This is a genomic window from Microcoleus sp. CZ3-B2 (assembly GCF_036705055.1).
GTDB lineage: Bacteria > Cyanobacteriota > Cyanobacteriia > Cyanobacteriales > Microcoleaceae > Microcoleus.
Map to the genome: position 1 here is coordinate 46,103 of NZ_JAUBTN010000002.1, position 18,201 is coordinate 64,303.

15 protein-coding genes are annotated in these 18,201 nt (G+C 46.6%); 7 read left to right on the forward strand and 8 right to left on the reverse strand.

The window, feature by feature from the left end:
• The first annotated feature begins 28 nt into the window (after nt 1–28).
• Entirely contained in the window at nt 29–1,585 is a 1,557-nt protein-coding gene (gene xrtO / locus QUA97_RS01265) for an exosortase O (RefSeq protein ID WP_333192331.1), read from the forward strand.
• Nucleotides 1,572–4,439, forward strand: coding sequence for a TIGR02921 family PEP-CTERM protein (locus QUA97_RS01270; protein WP_333192333.1), 2,868 nt, complete (start codon nt 1,572–1,574; stop codon nt 4,437–4,439). Before xrtO ends, QUA97_RS01270 begins: the two co-directional genes overlap by 14 nt.
• A 351-nt stretch (nt 4,440–4,790) precedes the next feature.
• Here QUA97_RS01270 and QUA97_RS01275 read toward each other — a convergent pair whose 3' ends face one another.
• The 4 genes from QUA97_RS01275 to QUA97_RS01290 all read right to left on the reverse strand — a co-directional run bounded on the left by QUA97_RS01275 (nt 4,791) and on the right by QUA97_RS01290 (nt 7,647).
• Nucleotides 4,791–5,090: a Rieske (2Fe-2S) protein gene (locus QUA97_RS01275; protein WP_333192336.1), complete on the reverse strand. Its 300-nt coding sequence runs from the start codon at nt 5,088–5,090 to the stop codon at nt 4,791–4,793.
• Nucleotides 5,091–5,126: 36 nt separating this feature from the next.
• The gene (locus tag QUA97_RS01280) at nt 5,127–5,795 is read right to left on the reverse strand and encodes an HAS-barrel domain-containing protein (protein WP_333192339.1); all 669 of its coding nucleotides are present in this window, start codon (nt 5,793–5,795) and stop codon (nt 5,127–5,129) included.
• A 340-nt stretch (nt 5,796–6,135) separates the two neighbouring features.
• Entirely contained in the window at nt 6,136–6,327 is a 192-nt protein-coding gene (locus tag QUA97_RS01285; RefSeq protein ID WP_194066066.1) for an NAD(P)H dehydrogenase subunit NdhS, read from the reverse strand.
• Between the two features lie 249 nt (nt 6,328–6,576).
• Complete coding sequence (locus tag QUA97_RS01290) at nt 6,577–7,647, reverse strand: Mrp/NBP35 family ATP-binding protein (protein ID WP_194066065.1); 1,071 nt, start codon at nt 7,645–7,647, stop codon at nt 6,577–6,579.
• 191 nt (nt 7,648–7,838) lie between these two features.
• Between QUA97_RS01290 and hemF the strand changes: the two genes are divergently transcribed.
• Together hemF and QUA97_RS01300 are read left to right on the forward strand one after the other, a co-directional pair.
• Entirely contained in the window at nt 7,839–8,882 is a 1,044-nt protein-coding gene (hemF, locus tag QUA97_RS01295) for an oxygen-dependent coproporphyrinogen oxidase (protein WP_194066064.1), read from the forward strand.
• Between the two features lie 60 nt (nt 8,883–8,942).
• Nucleotides 8,943–9,305 carry an STAS domain-containing protein gene (locus QUA97_RS01300; protein WP_106149243.1) on the forward strand — a complete coding sequence of 121 codons (363 nt, stop codon included), beginning with the start codon at nt 8,943–8,945 and terminating at the stop codon, nt 9,303–9,305.
• Between the two features lie 246 nt (nt 9,306–9,551).
• On the opposite strand, the gene QUA97_RS01305 is transcribed toward QUA97_RS01300, so the two are convergent.
• A complete protein-coding gene (locus QUA97_RS01305) occupies nt 9,552–10,202 on the reverse strand; it encodes a chromophore lyase CpcT/CpeT (protein ID WP_194066063.1) in 651 nt (216 codons plus the stop codon).
• 333 nt (nt 10,203–10,535) lie between these two features.
• Between QUA97_RS01305 and psb29 the strand changes: the two genes are divergently transcribed.
• Entirely contained in the window at nt 10,536–11,249 is a 714-nt protein-coding gene (gene psb29, locus QUA97_RS01310) for a photosystem II biogenesis protein Psp29 (RefSeq protein ID WP_194066062.1), read from the forward strand.
• Nucleotides 11,250–11,489: 240 nt separating this feature from the next.
• On the opposite strand, the gene QUA97_RS01315 is transcribed toward psb29, so the two are convergent.
• Both QUA97_RS01315 and QUA97_RS01320 read right to left on the reverse strand, forming a co-directional pair.
• Nucleotides 11,490–12,026 carry a late competence development ComFB family protein gene (locus QUA97_RS01315; RefSeq protein ID WP_194010712.1) on the reverse strand — a complete coding sequence of 179 codons (537 nt, stop codon included), beginning with the start codon at nt 12,024–12,026 and terminating at the stop codon, nt 11,490–11,492.
• A 367-nt stretch (nt 12,027–12,393) separates the two neighbouring features.
• Nucleotides 12,394–13,443: a M23 family metallopeptidase gene (locus QUA97_RS01320; RefSeq protein ID WP_442922466.1), complete on the reverse strand. Its 1,050-nt coding sequence runs from the start codon at nt 13,441–13,443 to the stop codon at nt 12,394–12,396.
• 784 nt (nt 13,444–14,227) lie between these two features.
• On the opposite strand from QUA97_RS01320, the gene QUA97_RS01325 reads away from it, so the two are divergent.
• Nucleotides 14,228–16,543 carry a cation:proton antiporter domain-containing protein gene (locus tag QUA97_RS01325; RefSeq protein WP_194066059.1) on the forward strand — a complete coding sequence of 772 codons (2,316 nt, stop codon included), beginning with the start codon at nt 14,228–14,230 and terminating at the stop codon, nt 16,541–16,543.
• A gap of 165 nt (nt 16,544–16,708) precedes the next feature.
• Here QUA97_RS01325 and QUA97_RS01330 read toward each other — a convergent pair whose 3' ends face one another.
• On the reverse strand, nt 16,709–16,921 hold the full coding sequence (locus QUA97_RS01330) for an Hfq-related RNA-binding protein (protein WP_194067413.1): 213 nt from the start codon (nt 16,919–16,921) through the stop codon (nt 16,709–16,711).
• A 266-nt stretch (nt 16,922–17,187) separates the two neighbouring features.
• Here QUA97_RS01330 and dapF point away from each other — a divergent pair, with 266 nt between their 5' ends.
• On the forward strand, nt 17,188–18,030 hold the full coding sequence (gene dapF / locus QUA97_RS01335; protein ID WP_194067414.1) for a diaminopimelate epimerase: 843 nt from the start codon (nt 17,188–17,190) through the stop codon (nt 18,028–18,030).
• Nucleotides 18,031–18,201: the final 171 nt, after the last annotated feature.

Consider the following 18,201-nt stretch of genomic DNA (forward strand, 5'->3'; position numbering starts at 1 on the left):
TTGCTGAGCTAAGATGTCACCAACGTGAATGTCAAGCGGTATCATGCAGCGCACCAATATTCCAGATTCTGGAATTCCAGATTCTGTTACTCCTTATCCTGCGGTTAATTTGGTTTGGTTAGCTCCTTCTTTACTGTCGCTCACTTGGTTTTTTGCCAATATCTCGGCAGTTAAATGGCTGTTATCCTCGTTTGTTGAGATACCGACACTGTACAAGATAGTAATTAGTTTTCTGATTGTAGCATTAGTAGTGCGATCGCTCAGTTCGGGAACTCGCCCGCCCGCATTGTCCCCCAAATTCGTTGTGAGGCGCTATCCGCTGGTATTAATGTTGGGTGCGAGCGTTTGCTCGATCGCCGCAGGGTGCATAATAGACATCAAACAAATTACCATCCTGCTATTTATCCTCGGAACCTACGGGCTGTACGGCTTAATGGTAGAGCCGAACTTTTGGCGAAAAAACCTGCCAATCGCGGGGCTGCTAGCTTGTATTTTACCATTCAACACTCAGCTCAATAACGGATTGGGTTTGCCGGCGCGAGTGCTGACAGCTCAGGTAGTAGAAAAATTGCTATCGGTTTTCCAAATCGGGGCTATTTCTTCCTACGATATCATCGTCTTAGAAAACGGCATCGCTCAAGTAGACGTACCTTGCAGCGGCATTAAAACCCTCTTAGTAGGGACACTATTTTTGCTAGCTGCTACCTGGTTAGAAAGCCGTCAATTGGGTTTTAAATGGCTCGCAGTATGCGCCGTCAACTTCATAATGTTAGTTTCGGCTAACGCTTTGCGGGTAGTCGTATTAGTATTAGTTGCCCAAGTTTTTCAACAGCCAATTTATGCCGAAATCCTGCACGTACCCCTGGGAATAGTCGGTTTAGTTAGCGCTTGTTTTGTGAGTTGGTTGATGCTGCAAAAAATACCAAAAATTTCCGCAGCCAAACAAATTAATCTTGAGTCGCAACCAGATGCAGAAATCCTCAAAAATCAGCCCTTAGCAAAATCCGGACTAATTGTGGCCGTCGCTGTATTGGCAGCAATTTCTCAATTCTATCATGTAGAAAGCGAACAAGTAGCGATCGCCCCCCTGAAATTTCCCGAACAAATCATATCCGAACCAATCCCCCTGAATCCCAGCGAACAAAAATTCTTCGGCAATTACCCAGACACCAAAACAGAAAAAAAGAGATTTATCTCCGGTAACTTGCGCGGTTCCATGCTAACCGTAGCCAGCACATCCTGGCAGACTTATCACGCACCAGAGTTGTGCTTTATCGCCAGCGGCATCCCCGTCAACCGCATAGAAAGAAAACAGCTAACTCCTGCCATCGCAGCCCGCTGGCTGTCTGTCAAAGACAACCAACTATCTGCCACCTACTGGCTACAATCTTCCGAGCAAACAACCGATAATTTCTTAGAGCGAATCCGCCGCGACATCAACCACAAAAATCATACTTGGGTGCTTGTGTCAATTCTTTTTGACAATTCCGTAAACCCCAAAAGTTCCGAAGTCCAATCTTTTGCTAAAAACGTACATAACACCGTTAATTATAGCTTAAAAACAGCAAAAAATGAAAAAAATTAAGCTGGCATTGAACATAATTTTTCAGTTAATATTTTGGCTGTGGAACCTGACGTTTTTGTCAATTGTTTATCTGGGAATTTTGCCCTACCTGGGAATCCCGTTAATCCAAGCCACAATAGACGGAATTATCCCCCTGGAATTTTCCTTAACCTTAACAGCACTAATAGCCGTACCGACAGTATTTACAACCATCGGATTCAACAAGCGTTTTAGCAACCAACCATTGCAGCTAATGCGTCTTTTTTACGGCGTAGAAGCGCCCTTATTTTTGCTCTGCTTAATCAGGTTATTTCTGCTGCGGGAACTAAATCCACCTAGCTCTCAAATTATTGGGACAATAGGATTGTGTATAGCAGGATTTTTAGTAGAAATCTTCTACGGATATTTAGGAAAAATAGAAAATATTCAAGATGTTGCAACATCTCAAGATGCTGAAAGCAAACCGCAACCTGTGAGTGGATTAATTGGCAACAAACAAATTGCCTGGATACAGTTAGGAGTTCACAGCTTAATGTTGCTAGTTGGCATTTGGGCAGCCGCATTGCTGATGTTTTACGCACTGCCTGTCGCAATTGTGATAATAGTTGGATTTTTTAGTTTTGCTTGGGTGACACCACTGATTGAATCTTTCAAGTACAGTTCATTTGAAATAATTTGGTGGCTGCCATTATCCTTAATCTTGTTTGGTTTTACCTCCAGCTTATTCGTAGTAATGCCTTCGCTTTACGGCTTTCTCTACATCCAATCTGCCCGCAAAATATTAAAGAGTTTTGCTTCGCAATACGGAAAAAATCAAGCAATCGCGGGCAGCTTGGGAGTTATGGCAGCTTGGTTGGCTATTTTCGCAGCTTTGCAGCAGCAGCCGCAAATTCAAGCAATGAAAATTCTGGAAACTCCCGCAGCTAATGAGACGGCGCGTCAAACTTTATTAGCCAAGTCTGATATGATTCGATCGGGCTTAGTTAACGCCTATTTGTCTCCTTACCGCTACCTGAGCACTGTGGGAGAAAATGACCACATTTACTCGCTGTACAAAAATACTTTAAATCTGCCTGACCAAGCAGCTAAAAGCGTACAGAACAGCTATAATATTTTAATGTCGTCGTTTTTGTATCAAGGCTCCGGTTCCGATGTCAAAAAAGCCGAAAAACTTTACGCTGGATTCTTCGATACTGAAATTCAAAAAGGTGACACAGAAGCAGTAAAACACGCGGTGCAGTCAACATCTAACCGGGAAGAAGCTAAGGCTGGTTTGTTGAATGTCAATGAGGAAAAAGTATGGTTGGATTCCCAAGAAGTTACAGTCAAAGAAAACGGCGATTGGGCTGACGTTCAAATCTACGAAGTTTACAAAAATCAAACGCCCAACTTGCAAGAAGTATTTTATTACTTTTCTCTGCCGGAAAGCGCCGCAGTTACAGGAGTTTGGCTGGGCGATACTGGGGATTTGCAAAAGCGTTTTGCTTTTACTGTGTCGCCCAGAGGTGCCGCCCAACAAGTTTACAACCAGCAGGTAGTAGAAAGGGTAGATCCGGCTTTGCTCGAACAAATTGGCCCGAAACAATATCGCTTGCGAGCTTTTCCTGTTCCGCCTAAACGAGAGTTTGCACCTACTAATGGGCCGACGGAAATGCACTTGTGGCTGACTTACAAAGTCCTGCGACAAGCCCAGGGTTGGGCGATGCCGAGTTTAGCGGAAAAACGCAATATTTTTTGGAATCAAAATACTCGCCGAGTTATCGCTGGAAAGGAGATTAAATACAAGGGTAAGGAGGCAAAAGAAACTTGGCTTCCAGCATTTTTACCCGCAGTTGCAACGCCAAAAACAATACCGTATTTAGCGAATTTACCAGGCCAAAATACTGTTTCGGCTCAGCCGCTGATTGAGATAAATTACTTTTTGCCAAACGTTAAAAAGTTGGCTTTGGTGCTGGATACTTCTCGGAGTATGGCGGCAGAAAGTCAAGAACTTAAGGAGACTTTTGATTGGTTAAAAAAGAATGTTTTAGCTACAAACAGTGTGGATTTATATGTGTCGAGTGCGGCGGGGATGCCGCCGAGGTTGGTGGAAAATCTACGCAGTTTTGATGTAGGAAAGTTGACGTTTTATGGTACTGTCCAACCTAAGGATATTCTGCAACAGTTTGCACAGTTGCGCGGCAATAGAAGTTATGATACTGTATTCTTGGTGAGCGATCGCCACAGTTACGAGTTATCGGACGATCGCAAAACCAGCGTTTCCCTAGCTGCACCTTTATGGACAGTGCATTTAGGAGGTTTGCCCCCTGGCTATGACGACGCTACTTTAAAGGTGATTCAAGATAGCGGCGGCGGAGTTTCTACCGATATCAAAGAAGCAATGCAGCGAGTGGCGACGATGGCAGCGTCGGGGAAATCTGTAGTTAATGTTGTTGATGGTTATGCTTGGAGTTATGCCAAAACTCCGAAGGTGGCAGCAGGGGATCCGAAAATAACTAATGATGAAAATGAAGGTTTTAAACCGATAGCCGCGCGGCAGTTGATAACGGCACTTAGCAAGGAGAAAACTGCTAATCAATTGACTCAATTGGATGCGATGCACTCGCTTGCTAAAACGTTTAAAGTCGTCACGCCCTATTCTTCGATGATTGTGTTGGTTAATGACGAGCAAAGAGCGCAGCTAAAGGCGGCGGAAGGTAAAAACGATCGATTTGAACGCGAGGTAGAATCGGGTAAGGAGGAGTTGACGAAACCGAGCAATCCTTTGAATGTTTCGGGGGTTCCCGAACCGGAAGAATGGCTGCTTTTGGCAGTAGGGGCGATCGGGCTTTTAGCGATTTTCCTCCGTCAGCGGCGTGCAAAAACGGTAGTTTGAAAAGCGCGCGCCTTGACTCAGAAACCGGGTTTCTTCCTCAATCGGGCGTGAGGACACCTAAATTGTCGCAGAAACCCGGTTTCTTGGCCCTAGGGATTCAGAAACCGGGTTTCTTCCTCAATCGGGCGTGAGGATGCCTAATATCAAATCCGTTAGCATCGGAATAATAAATTGGAGTCATATCAAATCCGGTAGCATCGGAATGATTCAGATATATATTCTCGGACTCTGTGTACTCTGTGTTCTAGCGCCGGTTAAATCATTCCAATGCAAGCGGAAACGATATGAATTGTCGCAGAAACCCGGTTTTGGGGCTTGGCGCTGGTGATTCAGAAAACAAGTAAATTATGACTAATCGATATTGACAAAAACGATCTCGCCCTCAATTTTTACCGGATAAGATTCCAGCGAATCCGGTGAATTCAAACACTTACCAGTATCTAACTTAAACCTAAATTTGTGAAACGGACAGGTAATGAGCCCGTTATCAACCTTCCCCATATCGATCGGATATTCTAAATGCGTGCAAGCATTGCGGTAACAAGTGATATTTGCACCTTGGCGATTCAAAATCAGCGAAATATCCTCAACTTTTACCTTCACAATATCCCGTTCGGGAATCTGATTTAGCGCTGCGATCTCTACCCACATAAAAAATTATACTTTTCTATTTACTTATCCCATATTCTACGGATGAATCTGACTCAAAATCAACCGCAACCTGTCATAATCATCCTTCAACAAAACACTCAAACTCCTGCCCGCTTCCACCAACCAAGATCGATCGCGCATTCGCAACTGATAAATCTCCCGAATCGTCGCCGCCGTCAGCGCATCCACCGGCGCATTAGTCACCCCCAGCAGCGTCCTCAAAAAATCCAACTTCACCGTAAAATCAATCACCTCATCCGGTTCGCAACAATAAACCGCCTGGTGAATTTGCGGCGGGCGCGGCGGCAAATACTGATAAATTTTACCCCTCGACGGGCCGTTACCGTTGAACTTTTCCGGTGGCACTTCAAACCCGACAATCGCCACTCTAAACTCGGTTTTGAGCATCGCAAAAATCTGCGGTTGTTCTTCCCGCAACTCTTCTAGCGACAAACCCAAGGCGCGAGCTCTGTGCACCGAGTCGATCGGGCTAGTCGTCGCGTAATAAACCACACCGTAGATTTGATTTTTTGACTCTTCATCCAGGGCCTTAACCCAACTTCCAAAAGGCGGCATCACCGGAAAACTCAAGTCCTCCGGTTCCAAACATTGAGCCATAAATTCCGAAGTTGCCGTCTCGATTACCTCAGCAATGCGATCGGGATGGCGCTCTTTTGTAGCAAATTGGGGTAAAGGTAAACGCATAATTTTAGTTATTAGTTATTAGTTATTGGTTATTAGTTACTGGTTATTAGTTATTGGTTATTAGTTATTGGTTATTGGTTGTTAGTTATTGGTTATTAATTATTGATCATTAGTCATTGGTTTTCTGTTACTTATTAACTATCTGTTTTTGAGCATTTCAATTGTCTACCAACAAACAATCTAACTGTGAGTGGGTTGGTCTCAAAGCACGTCCTGAATATACAATCTCAATGCGCGACAGCTTATTCCGTGAGTGTTCAGGTTTTGGTTAGCTTACCAATTCCCAATTCTCAATTCTCTTCAGATTAATGACTAATGACCAATGACTAATGACCAATGACTACTTCACCCGACCAGCCGTAGCATCCACAAGTTCTAACTGCGACAGCCGAAATGATATCAGCTTGTCCCAGTTGCCGCCTTCAAACAATACCGCGACTTTCCCGTCGGTAACTCGCTGGACAAGTCCTTGAAAGCCGTAGTAAATCTCGCCCTTATCTTTAACTCGAACTGCCGAACCTGGAAAAATCATAATTGTTTGAAAGTTAAGTTTGACTGTTTATAGTTTACTGTTTTTTGGCGATCGAGACTTGAGCCTAAAACCCAAGGCAGAACCTCCCTCATCTGCTTTCCCAGGAACATCCCCCGAAGGAGACTAAAAGTTAGTTCGGGAGGCGCTGGGACTCAAGAAACCGGGTTTTTGATGAATCGGCAGGCTGCAACGAAGTAAACGTCACAAAAACCCGGTTTCTCAGCACCGATGCGTCCCCGACTAACTTTGTTAGGCTAAGGCTGCTACGGAAACCTTACCAGCAATCCTACCCGCGATCGCCCGCAACTCCCTCGCCGAAGCAGAATCCGGTTGTCCCACCACGATCGGCACACCGGAATCGCCACCTTCCCGCAGCGGAATTTCCAGCGGAATGCGGCCTAACAGCGGCACTCCCAACTCCGCAGCCGTCCTTTCCCCGCCACCGGAACCGAAAATATCATATTGCTTGTCAGGCATATCCGGCGGGACAAAATAGCTCATGTTTTCCACAATTCCCAATACCGAGACTCCCAACTGCTGGAACATCTTCAACCCCTTGCGGGAATCCAACAAAGCCACCGTCTGCGGCGTCGTCACAATTACCACACCAGCCATCGGCACCGCTTGCGCCATTGTCAACTGTGCGTCTCCCGTACCCGGAGGCATATCGACAATCAGATAGTCTAAATCGCCCCAATTCACCTGATAGAGGAACTGCCGGATGATCCCGTTCAACATCGGGCCGCGCCAAATTACAGGCTGGTCTTTGTCAATTAAAAACGCCATTGACACCAATTTGACGCCGTAGTTGAAAGCCGGTTCGAGGCTTTCCCCGCTTTTTCCGTCCCTAACCATCACTTTCGCGTCTCCCAAACCCAACATATTTGGGTCATTGGGCCCGTAGATATCCGCATCTAGCAAACCCACCTTCGCGCCGGTTTGCGCCAGCGCTACAGCCACGTTTACCGCTACCGTGCTTTTGCCAACGCCCCCTTTGCCGCTGGATATTGCGATAATATTTTTGACTCCTTCTATTCCTTGGCGATCGGTCACTCCCTTCTGTTGCGGCGTTTCGGCTGTCACTTCCACCACCACTTTTTCGACTCCTGGCAACTTTTTGACCGCTTTTTGGCAATCTTCGACAATAAATTCTCGCAGCGGGCAAGCAGGCGTTGTCAGCACTAAAGTAAAACTGACTGTACCGCCGTCAATTTTAATGTTACGAATCATGTTCAATTCCACCAAACTTTTTTGCAGTTCGGGGTCTTGCACGGGTCGCAGGATCTCTAAAACTGAACTAATATCGAGTGTCTCGGGCATTGTGTTCTCCACCATAGCTCTGCAATTGGGTTAGCGAATTTTCGATCGCAATTTAAAGTATATTTTTGTTGCTATTTTTTAATGTATCTTCATTACGATCATTTGCAGACCTGCGGTGGCATAATTACAATGCCGACTGGATTGGGAAATCATCCCCCGTCTAAGACTCAAATCTGACAACAGAAATTCTTATGACAGTTTCTACCACACTTAAAACCAACTCTTCTGTGTTTTTGCCGCCCGCTGACTCTAGAGTTAGAGTCAGCCAATTTATGAAAACCCTACAAGATGAAATTTGTCAAGCCCTCGAACAGCTCGACGGTGGCAGCAAATTTAAGGAAGACTCTTGGGAACGCTCCGAAGGCGGGGGCGGACGTTCTCGCGTGATGCGCGAAGGCAATGTTTTTGAACAAGGCGGAGTTAATTTTTCCGAAGTTTGGGGCGAAAGTTTGCCGGCTTTGATTCTTGCGAAGCACCCAGAAGCGGCAGGTCACGATTTTTACGCGACTGGGACTTCGATGGTGCTGCACCCCCGCAATCCTTACTTGCCTACGGTTCACCTCAATTACCGCTATTTTGAGGCTGGGCCGATTTGGTGGTTTGGTGGCGGTGTCGATTTGACTCCTTATTACCCGTTGGCTGAGGATGCAGCTCATTTTCACAAAACTCTGAAAGCAGCTTGCGACAAACACCACTCGGACTATTACCAGACATTTAAACTCTGGTGCGACGAATATTTCTACCTGCCGCACCGCCAAGAAACTCGCGGTGTAGGCGGCCTGTTTTTTGACTACCAAAACGGTCAAGGCCCGCTTTACCGCGACCAGAATGTCAAAGGAAAAGCTGCTGAATACAGCAAGAATGCCGGAAACCCAGAACCCAGAAGCTGGGAGTCGCTGTTCGCCTTCGTACAGGACTGCGGTCGCGCATTTTTGCCGGCTTACACCCCAATTATAGAAAAGCACCGATCGAAAGAATACGGCGAGCGCGAGCGCGATTTCCAACTTTACCGCCGCGGCCGCTACGTTGAATTTAACTTGGTGTACGATCGAGGCACAACCTTTGGCTTGCAGACCAACGGACGCACCGAATCGATTCTCATGTCCCTGCCACCTTTGGTACGCTGGGAGTATTGTTTCGAGCCAGAACCCAACTCTCCAGAAGCCGAACTCTACTCGAAGTTCTTAAAACCGCAAGATTGGGCGAATTGGATGCCTCAGCAGTCACCGACCTGAGTTAAACTACTGGGAAAGTAACCACCGCGATAAATAGTAATAAATTTGAGGGAAGGGTCAGTGATTCATATTGATCAAAAAACCCACACGCTATCTGACGGTACAACAGTTATCGTCTTAGCACCGACAGGACGGTTGGACATCACGACAGCTTGGCAATTCCGCCTCAAGTTGCAAGAGTGTATTTCCAAACTCAGCCGCCATGTCGTCGTGAATCTTGGTCAGGTAAACTTTATCGATAGTTCTGGCCTGACCTCATTGGTAGCCGGTATGCGCGATGCGGATAAAGTTAAGGGAAGTTTCCGCATTTGCAATGTTCATCCAGAAGCCAAACTGGTGTTTGAAGTCACCATGATGGATTCTGTGTTTGAAATCTTTGAAACGGAAGAAGAAGCTTTAGAGGGGGTGCCGCGCGCCAGTTGAGCGCTCCCGCCGATATCGGTTGCGGCGTAAGGACAATTTAAGCTTGAGACTCGCCCAGAAAATCCGGCGGTTGAAACCGCTTCTTGTCAAACAAAACTTGTCTCCGCAGAAGAAGACCGCGCGATTGCAATCGCCAGAAAGTCAAACAAAACCTGCAGCTGTGCAGGTTAAAGACAAAGACGGTGAAAATTACGCGCTGTTCTTCTTTAGTCCACGGAGGCTGATTTTATTTGTCTAGACGCGGTTTCAACCGCCGTCTGATTTGCTCCCAAACCTATTGGCCAGTATCTCAGAAGCAAAATCTTGGCGCTTGACAAATCTCAAAGGGCCCATTAAAGCTCCCCAGATAGCCTTGCCTGTCGTGGGGCTTATTCCTTTGTCGTAGCTGAGAAATTCCTCCCCTGCTGCTTCAAATCCCAAGTCTACTTGGTAATTTTGCCCGCCGTAGGCAAAGCCGCAGTGAGTTCCCTCCGGCAGAGATGCCCGAAAACGATAGCGGTTTGAGGCTAAATTTTGCACCGCCACGGAGAGGGTGCAGCCAGGGAGGAATTCGATTTCCTCCCTGGTTAGTTTTGCTAACAAGTCGGGGTTGCTACCTGCTCCTTTGACGGCTGCAATATCCTTGAACATATAATACTGAGCTTCTATAAGTCCCGGCGCTGTCTTTGCGTGCCTCAGTTGCACGATGCGGGGGCGGTAGGGCTTGTCTAGTTCCAGAATGTTGGCTTGTTCGGCAAACAGGGCAATCCCAGGCTCGGAAAATATATCCGCAGGCAGGGGTCTTTGCCACAAACGAAGGTGGACGTACCAAGCCGGGTCTGCTAGCGCTTGTTCCCGGTTGTCAAATTCGCCCGCCATGTACTGGGCTAAAGCTATTAATTCAGGAGAAATTGTCATATTTGTTGGATTTTTCAGTATTTAGACTTGACATTCAGCATTTATTGTGATATGGGTTGCCAGTTCTGGGCGGGCAAGTCAGAAGATTAGATTGGTGAGCGATCCCAGAAGAGCTATGATTGTAAAGATACTTGGGTTTTGCCCTGGTAGTGCGACAGTTTATTTGTGGCTGCCGATCGCGCGCAAAATCTTTTAGATAAAATTTTGCCTCGCTTGAGGGCTGGTACAAATAAAAAAAAAACTGGCAATTTTTGTCAGCAAAGCCCATAGACTTTCACGACTTTACTCACGCGGCGCGCGCTGCTGCAAAATTATTTATCTATAAGACATCAGGTGAACAATAACCGTACAGTTTCAGATACTAAGCGAAGTTTCTATACGATTCACACTCGACCGATCAACTCAATTTACCGTCGGGTGGTGGAAGAGTTGATGGTAGAAATGCACTTGCTTTCGGCGAATGCCGATTTTCAATACGACCCGATTTATGCTTTGGGCGTGGTGACAGCTTTCGATCGATTCATGCTCGGGTACGTCCCTGAAGCAGACAGACTTTCGATTTTTAACGCTTTGTGTAAGTCCCTAGAAGACGATCCCGAACGCTACAAACAAGACGCTCAGCGCTTGGAAAGCATGGCGGGCAGACTTTCTGGGTCAGATTTGCTCTCGTGGCTCGATCGCTCCACCAGCTTTGAAGATACAGGAGATTTGCAAGCATCTTTAGGGGCGATCGCCAGCAACCCTCAATTTAAGTACAGTCGCTTGTTCGCGATCGGCTTGTTTTCGTTGTTAGAAAAAGCCGACCCCGAAATGGTAAAAGACCAAGAAACGCGAAACGGCGCGATCGCCAAAATCAGTGCGGCCTTGCACCTCCCTGAAGAAAAAGTTAGCAAAGATTTAGATTTGTACCGCAGCAATTTGGAAAAAATGGCCCAAGCGCGAATAGTGCTTCAAGATGTCATCCAAGCGGAACGGAAAAAACGGGAAAAGCGAGAGGCAAAAGTTACCGTCAGCCCCACGGCAGACTCTTCTGACAGCAACAATTAATCGTTGGAAAAAACAAGTCATATCAATTCCAGTCGCACTCCTGGTGATGTTAACGGTTAACTGTTAACTGTTAACTGTTAACTGTGAATTTACTATTCCGATGAAGAGAGGATTTGATATTACATTGTGTCCGCTAAATGAACCGGACGCGCGATCGATCTGGGTTGCTCAAGAACTAGAAATCCCGCTTTCTCTCAAGAGAGCGGGATTGATTTAAGCAAGATAGAGTAGTTTGTTGTACTAAGGCTGCTGCTCAAAATTAGTGGCGTTAGCTTGCAGCCAAGTGCTTAGCTGTGAAAGAACTTCGTTTCCAGAAGACTTGCCCAAAGCTGTGGGGTTTGGGGTGTCTGGCCTGTCCAAGTTGCGGGCGATCGCTGCGTTGACTTCTTTGGAAATCAAATCGTGAAGTTGTTCTTTAGCCCTAGCTCTTTGAAAATGAGCTCCCTCTTCCGTAGTAGCATACAGAGGCGGCAGCCTATTTAAAGCATAAGCCGCAATATCTCCCACATCCAGACTCAGGTCAGTCTTCTCCTCAATCTCGGCCACCCTGGCGATCGCCTCGCTGAGCACCAACTCTTCCATCACGTTGATGAACTGTTTGCGGGGCAGAACCACGACTTCCCCGGTTAACAACGAGCCCATCAGGCGATCGAGAGCCATATACTCTTCGATCGACAATTCCGAAGCCGTGTTGCAGATCCGTCCCACCTCAGCTTCCATAGAGGGCGTTAAATAGCCGTCTTGCAAAGCTTGTTCAACAATTTTTTCAATACTCATATATGCTTCCCACTCAACGGCATCATTAATAGAGTTTTGTGAAGACGCTATTGTTAGCGTCTTGAGATTCGAGTTTTGAGGATTGAGTTGAGAATTTTTAGACAAATCCTAACTCAATACTGATAACCCATAACAGTTATCTAAACACCCTAGCCACAAACTTACCCCATAATTGACGGCTTTATTCGTCAAAACCCGTAAAAATTCCTACTCAATTCCCTTTGAGATTCGAGTTTTGAGGATTGAGTTGAGAATTTTTAGACAAATCCTAACTCAATACTGATAACCCATAACAGTTATCTAAACACCCTAGCCACAAACTTACCCCATAATTGACGGCTTTATTCGTCAAAACCCGTATAAATTCCTACTCAATTCCCTGAAGCCGCCAAGGTACGGGATCGACAGACTGCCCGTGCACGTAAAGTCCCCAGTGCAGGTGAGGGCCTGTCGCAGCTCCAGTTGACCCCAAAGCACCGATTACTTGACCGGCTTTGACGAAATCGCCTTCCTTGACATCAATTCGGCTGAGGTGCATCAAAATACTTGCTACCCCTTGACCGTGGTCGATACCGACGACATTTCCGTGGATTTTAAACCCTTGGGATTCGCGTCCCACCAGAGACACCCGACCTGCTGCGGGTGCGATTATAGGGGAACCGTAAGCACCGCCGTAATCCACGCCGCGGTGGTAGTAGTCTTTAGCAAATACTCCATTATAGTATCGCTGCACGCCATAAATAGTGGTAACTTCTCCAGAGTTAGGGCGCAATAATTTGCCGTTCCAAAACTTTTCGGGTGTCACCAGTGCTTTAAATGCGTCTACGGGATCGAACTCGGCATCTGTACCTTCGGAGTCTTTACCCGGAGGTAGCCAGATGGACTGAGTGGGAAAATTTCGATCGCGCACTTGCACGTTCAACTTCTGTATCTGTCCGTCACCTGCGACTTCTAAAACGCGGGCACCGGGTTTCTCTACCGGTGTCGTCGGTAACAGAGCCCGAAAGCGGCCGTTACCCATTGGAAACGCGGGGTAGTTTTTCTGCTGTAAAGAAACTGTTGGAGTTTCCCCGCCGTTACCGTCAACCTGAATAATTACTGACAGCGTATCTCCCAGTTCGGGATTTTGTGGAGTGACAACTACCTGCAAAGCTTGCACCGGGAGGGCAAAACTCATCAAGCCGGCCACCATAGGCGCGATCGAACTAGCGTAGCACTTACGCAAAAAACCTGGTTGCTTGGAAAATCGCTGCTGTTCCCTTGAGATGCTTGATGCAGAAACAGGGTTTTTTGCCTTGACGTGCGTAACTTTTGTGGTGGTTAGCTGGTTTGCTTTCAACCCTCGCCCCTGTAAAATCCCACCTGCAACTATTTCCGCACTTAGCTTGCTGTTGCCTCGATTCACCGTCGTTCTCATTGTTAGCTTTCCTTAACTTTTATCAGCCATATATTTTTGTTGGCTATACAGCTCAAATATTATAATATAAACAGAATTCGTTTTTGACAACTCAAATAAAACTTTACTTTGGCAAGTGCGACAATCAAAACAACCAGCTAGCTATTGATTCAATTCGCCGCACGCGACCTAATTTAATTCCAACCTACATCAATCATTAAGTTTTAAATTTTAGCTAGCAATAACAGCAATATATGGCAGTAATCCTCAAAATGAGGTATTGATGGAGCACTCCTTCACTCCCTGCATTCTCCCATTTCAAATTTTCACTAGAAAATTAGAAAATCTCAACTTCTCACCTTTTTGATCTTGTCCTAAAATCTCCTACAAATCCTCACGTTGTCTGCCATACGTTTCGTAGAATAAATTCCCTGACTAACGCGCCCAAACTTGTTAAAACTAACTGAATCTATGGTAGATTTAGTTAGTTTTAACCTGTCCCGTAATCCTCGTCCTAGGCTTGAGGTAATGGCGTAATCCTAGGCAAATTAAACATAATAGAATGGGCCATTAGTAGAGATTGAACCATAGTATAAAATGTTCTGTTTCTCCTTAAGATATTAGATTTTTAAATTTTAAATTTATTCGACAGATGAATCACCAGAGCTTGAACTTGGGTCTAAAATTGCACTTTCTGCACGACGGTCGTCGGGCGATTGTATGGGTTTATGGATGAAATTAACGCGCCAAACACAGTCAACACATTAAACACTATAATATAACTTTACACTTTTTTGATAAACTTGTGCAAGAAGACTTCCGACTGATCGTTGACTTAGTTATAGTTCTCGCTGCTGCCGCAGCAGGAGGACTCTTTGCATCGCTGTTGCGACAGCCAGTAATCCTCGGATACCTCCTAGGAGGGATCGTAATTGGGCCTGCAGGTTTGGGGCTGATTAAAGAATTAATTCAGGTAGACACCCTCGCTGAATTCGGTGTTGCCTTTCTGTTGTTTGCTTTGGGAGTAGAGTTTTCCTTCGCCGAACTCCAGAAAGTTAAAGCAATTAGTCTGGGCGGGGGGGGCTTGCAAATTGTGCTGACGATCGCCTTTACAACTGCAATTTCCTTGGGCGTGGGCTGGGTAGAATCGCCGGCTCAAGGCGTGTTTTTAGGGTCGATTTTGTCGCTTTCCTCTACAGCAGTTGTACTCAAGTGCTTGATGGAACGCAACGAAAGCGGTACTTCCCACGGCCAAGTCATGCTGGGAATATTAGTAGTTCAAGACTTAGCATTGGGGCTGATGTTAGCAGTTTTGCCGGCTCTCAACGAGCCTGCAGAGGCGATCGGCATGACGGTAGCTTGGGCTCTGCTGCGGATCGGCTTATTTGCTGCTGGTGCTGTAGTTGCAGGCATTTGGATTGTCCCGCAATTGCTGCGCTATCTCGCGAAAACAGAAAGCCGCGAACTGTTTTTGCTGGGAGTTGTGGTTCTGGCTTTAGGTATTGCGCTGCTGACAGAATATTTGGGTTTCTCGATCGAGATGGGCGCATTTGTGGCGGGCTTAATGATTTCTGAGGTGGAATATGCCGACCAGACTCTAACTTACGTTGAGCCTTTGCGAGATATTTTTGCATCCTTATTTTTTGTCACCATCGGTATGTTAATCGACCCGATGTTTCTCTGGAGCCATCTAGAATTAATTCTGGGACTGGTATTTCTAGTATTTGTTGGCAAATTTTTGATAATCACGCCCCTCGTCCGACTATTTGGTTATCCGTTAAAAACAGCATTGATCGTAGGTTTGGGCTTAGCTCAAATCGGAGAATTTTCCTTTGTACTCGCTAGTTCCGGTCAAATGATGGGACTGGTTTCGCGAGAAGTTTATCTATTAATTTTAGGAACGACAGCAGTCACCTTGGTGCTGACTCCGTTTGTATTGAGAAGTGTGCCGCAATTATTGAATTGGGCGGAAAATTTCGGGCCTTTGCAGCGATATTTTGACGAAACATCTCAACCTGTGGAAATCGCGGAAAATTTGCCGGAACAAAATCATGTTGTGATTTGTGGCTACGGGCGAGTCGGCAAAAATTTAGTCAAAATACTGCAGGGCCGCAACTGTTCAATTGTGGTGATCGATGAGTCAGAAAGGAGAATTCAAGATTGCAGAGTGCTAGGAATTCCCTACATTTACGGGAATGCTGCTAGCTTGCACGTTTTGGAATCTGCCGGGATCGAACGGGCTGCTTCAATGGCGATCGCCCTTCCCGATCCCATGAGCACTCGCTTGTGTCTGAAGCGGGCTTTAGAATTAGTTCCCGATTTGGATATTGTCGTGCAGGCCAACCAAGATAAAGACATCGAACTGCTTTATCAACTAGGTGCGTGGGAAGTTGTGCAGCCAGAGTTTGAGGCTAGTTTAGAACTGTCGGCCCACTTGCTCGGCGGCATAGGTGTCTCGCCAATGGCCATCGGGCGGGAAGTCCAGCAAATTCGCAGCAGCCGCTATCTGGAATTGCGGCCGGCGCGCGAACCTTTGGCGATTTCGCGGGATTTGAAGGTGGCGGTTCGAGATATGAACAGCGAGTGGTACAACTTGCCACAGGGCTCTCCGATCGCCGGCATGACTCTGGAAGAAACTAATTTGCGGCAGTTGACAGGGGTCAGCGTGATGGCGATCGTCCGCAAAGATGGCGAGGAAATTGATTATCCCAACGGAAAGACAGCTTTGCAGTTGGGCGATCGAGTTTTTGTCGTGGGAGAACCGGAAGAACTCATCAGTTTTGAATTGCTGGCGAAGGGGGAAGTTTCTGTGCCGCATGGCGACAGTTCTTGTCAGTGGCTGAGGCTGCCACCAAAAAGCCCTTGGGCTGGCAAAAAACTGTCAGAGGTAGATGTACTCGCCCAGTACGGCGTGCAAGTGCGGGCGATCCGCCGGGAAGGGAAATTTACTCGCTGGCCGGATGGAACTAGCAGTTTGCTAGAGGGCGATCGTTTGCTGCTGTGCGGCGGCTTCTACGAGCTCGGCTTGATGCAGCGGACGGCCTCGCCCCCGGTTCCGCAACCTGCCTTAAAGCTGCCTTTTGTCACGGCTCAAGTCAGCGAAAAGCTGTTTAGCGATTAGTCATTTTGAAGTCATTAGTCATTAGTCATTAGTCATTGGTCATTAGTCAGAGGTTCGAGGGAAGAAGAAAGAGGTTCGAGGGAAGATTTTTCCCTCTCCCACTCTCCCCATCTCCCCATCTCCCACTCTCCCCCTCTCCCCCTCTCCCCCCTCTTCCCCCTCTCCTCAACGGTTAGGTTTGATATAGGCAATTGCTGGTCGCGAGATCAGAATTTGTGTTTCTGAGGCATCTACGAGGCAAAGGCAGCTATGATCCTGCCAAAAAATTCTGCCGACTAGCAAGTCGCCGGTCGTGAGTTTGATTTCTACCTGTTCTTTGTCTTTGATGTAGCTTTGTATTAGGCGAATGCTGGGCAATCCGGTCTCAAATTCAGACATACTGGGAAATGGGTAAGTTAGTCATTAGTCATCAGTCATCAGTCATCAGTCATTAGTCATCAGTCATTAGATGTGTCCCCAAAAATATTCAAGAACGGGCGGGATGCCTGTTTCACAGGAATTATGGGGGAACTCTATTAATGGCCAACGGCAGACTCAGGACTAGGAAGATACGGGATGCCCAGTACCAATGACTAATGACTAATGACTAATGACTTTAGAAGTCTATCAACTAATCAGTTTTAACCAAAAGAGGTTTGTTTTTTATGCCGATCGAGTTTGCGAAGTATCACGGACTGGGCAATGATTTTATTCTGATTGACAACCGCCACTCCCCGGAACCGGTGATAACACCAGAACAAGCTGTCGAAATGTGCGATCGACATTTTGGCATTGGGGCAGACGGCGTGATTTTTGCTCTTCCGGGTCAAAACGGCACTGACTATACGATGCGGATTTTTAATTCCGACGGTTCGGAACCGGAAATGTGCGGCAACGGAATTCGCTGTTTGGCTAAGTTTATCGCCGATTTGGAAGGCGAGAAGGCGAAAACTCAGTACCGCATCCACACTCTGGCGGGTGTGATTAGCCCCCAATTGCGATCGGACGGTCAAGTTAAGGTGGATATGGGAGTTCCCCGGCTGCTGGCTGCGGAAATTCCGACAACTTTGGCCGCACCGGATGCTAAAGCTATTGATATGCCGATCGAGGTAGCGGGTAAATCTTGGTCTGTTACCTGTGTCAGCATGGGCAATCCTCACTGCATTACTTTTGTAGACGATGTTTCGGCTGTTGCTTTAGAAACTGTCGGGCCTGTGTTCGAGCACCACCCAGCCTTCGGGCAGCGCACAAATACTGAATTCATTCAAGTAATACGATCGGACTACGTAAAAATGCGGGTGTGGGAAAGAGGCGCAGGTGCTACTCTAGCTTGTGGGACTGGTGCTTGTGCTGCTGTGGTAGCTGGAGTGTTGGTCGCTAAGTGCGATCGGACAACTGCTGTTGAACTCCCCGGCGGCGTTTTGGAAATCGAATGGGCCGAAGTTTCTGGGCGGATTTACATGACCGGGCCGGCACAGCGAGTATTTACTGGTTGTATTAGTCTTTAGTCATTGGTCATTAGTCATTAGTCATTAGTCATTAGTCATTGGTCATCAGTCATTGGTCATTAGTCATTAGTCATCTATGGGTGGTTTAAGGCAGTTTTTTGTATGATTGACAAAAAAATCAAATTGGATAATTCAAAATTTTTCTTGAATTCTGACTAAGGTCTTCCCCGT

What these genes read in the sequence shown, in the direction of transcription:
- QUA97_RS01290 (WP_194066065.1), bottom strand. Translation starts at nt 7,647, where the DNA reads ATGCCCGAGACACTCGATATTAGTTCAGTTTTAGAGATCCTGCGACCC.
- QUA97_RS01280 (WP_333192339.1), bottom strand. Translation starts at nt 5,795, where the DNA reads ATGCGTTTACCTTTACCCCAATTTGCTACAAAAGAGCGCCATCCCGAT.
- QUA97_RS01320 (WP_442922466.1), bottom strand. Translation starts at nt 13,443, where the DNA reads ATGAGAACGACGGTGAATCGAGGCAACAGCAAGCTAAGTGCGGAAATA.
- dapF (WP_194067414.1), top strand. Translation starts at nt 17,188, where the DNA reads ATGCCGATCGAGTTTGCGAAGTATCACGGACTGGGCAATGATTTTATT.
- xrtO (WP_333192331.1), top strand. Translation starts at nt 29, where the DNA reads ATGTCAAGCGGTATCATGCAGCGCACCAATATTCCAGATTCTGGAATT.
- QUA97_RS01285 (WP_194066066.1), bottom strand. Translation starts at nt 6,327, where the DNA reads ATGATTTTTCCAGGTTCGGCAGTTCGAGTTAAAGATAAGGGCGAGATT.
- hemF (WP_194066064.1), top strand. Translation starts at nt 7,839, where the DNA reads ATGACAGTTTCTACCACACTTAAAACCAACTCTTCTGTGTTTTTGCCG.
- QUA97_RS01305 (WP_194066063.1), bottom strand. Translation starts at nt 10,202, where the DNA reads ATGACAATTTCTCCTGAATTAATAGCTTTAGCCCAGTACATGGCGGGC.
- QUA97_RS01315 (WP_194010712.1), bottom strand. Translation starts at nt 12,026, where the DNA reads ATGAGTATTGAAAAAATTGTTGAACAAGCTTTGCAAGACGGCTATTTA.
- QUA97_RS01275 (WP_333192336.1), bottom strand. Translation starts at nt 5,090, where the DNA reads ATGTGGGTAGAGATCGCAGCGCTAAATCAGATTCCCGAACGGGATATT.
- QUA97_RS01330 (WP_194067413.1), bottom strand. Translation starts at nt 16,921, where the DNA reads ATGTCTGAATTTGAGACCGGATTGCCCAGCATTCGCCTAATACAAAGC.
- QUA97_RS01270 (WP_333192333.1), top strand. Translation starts at nt 1,572, where the DNA reads ATGAAAAAAATTAAGCTGGCATTGAACATAATTTTTCAGTTAATATTT.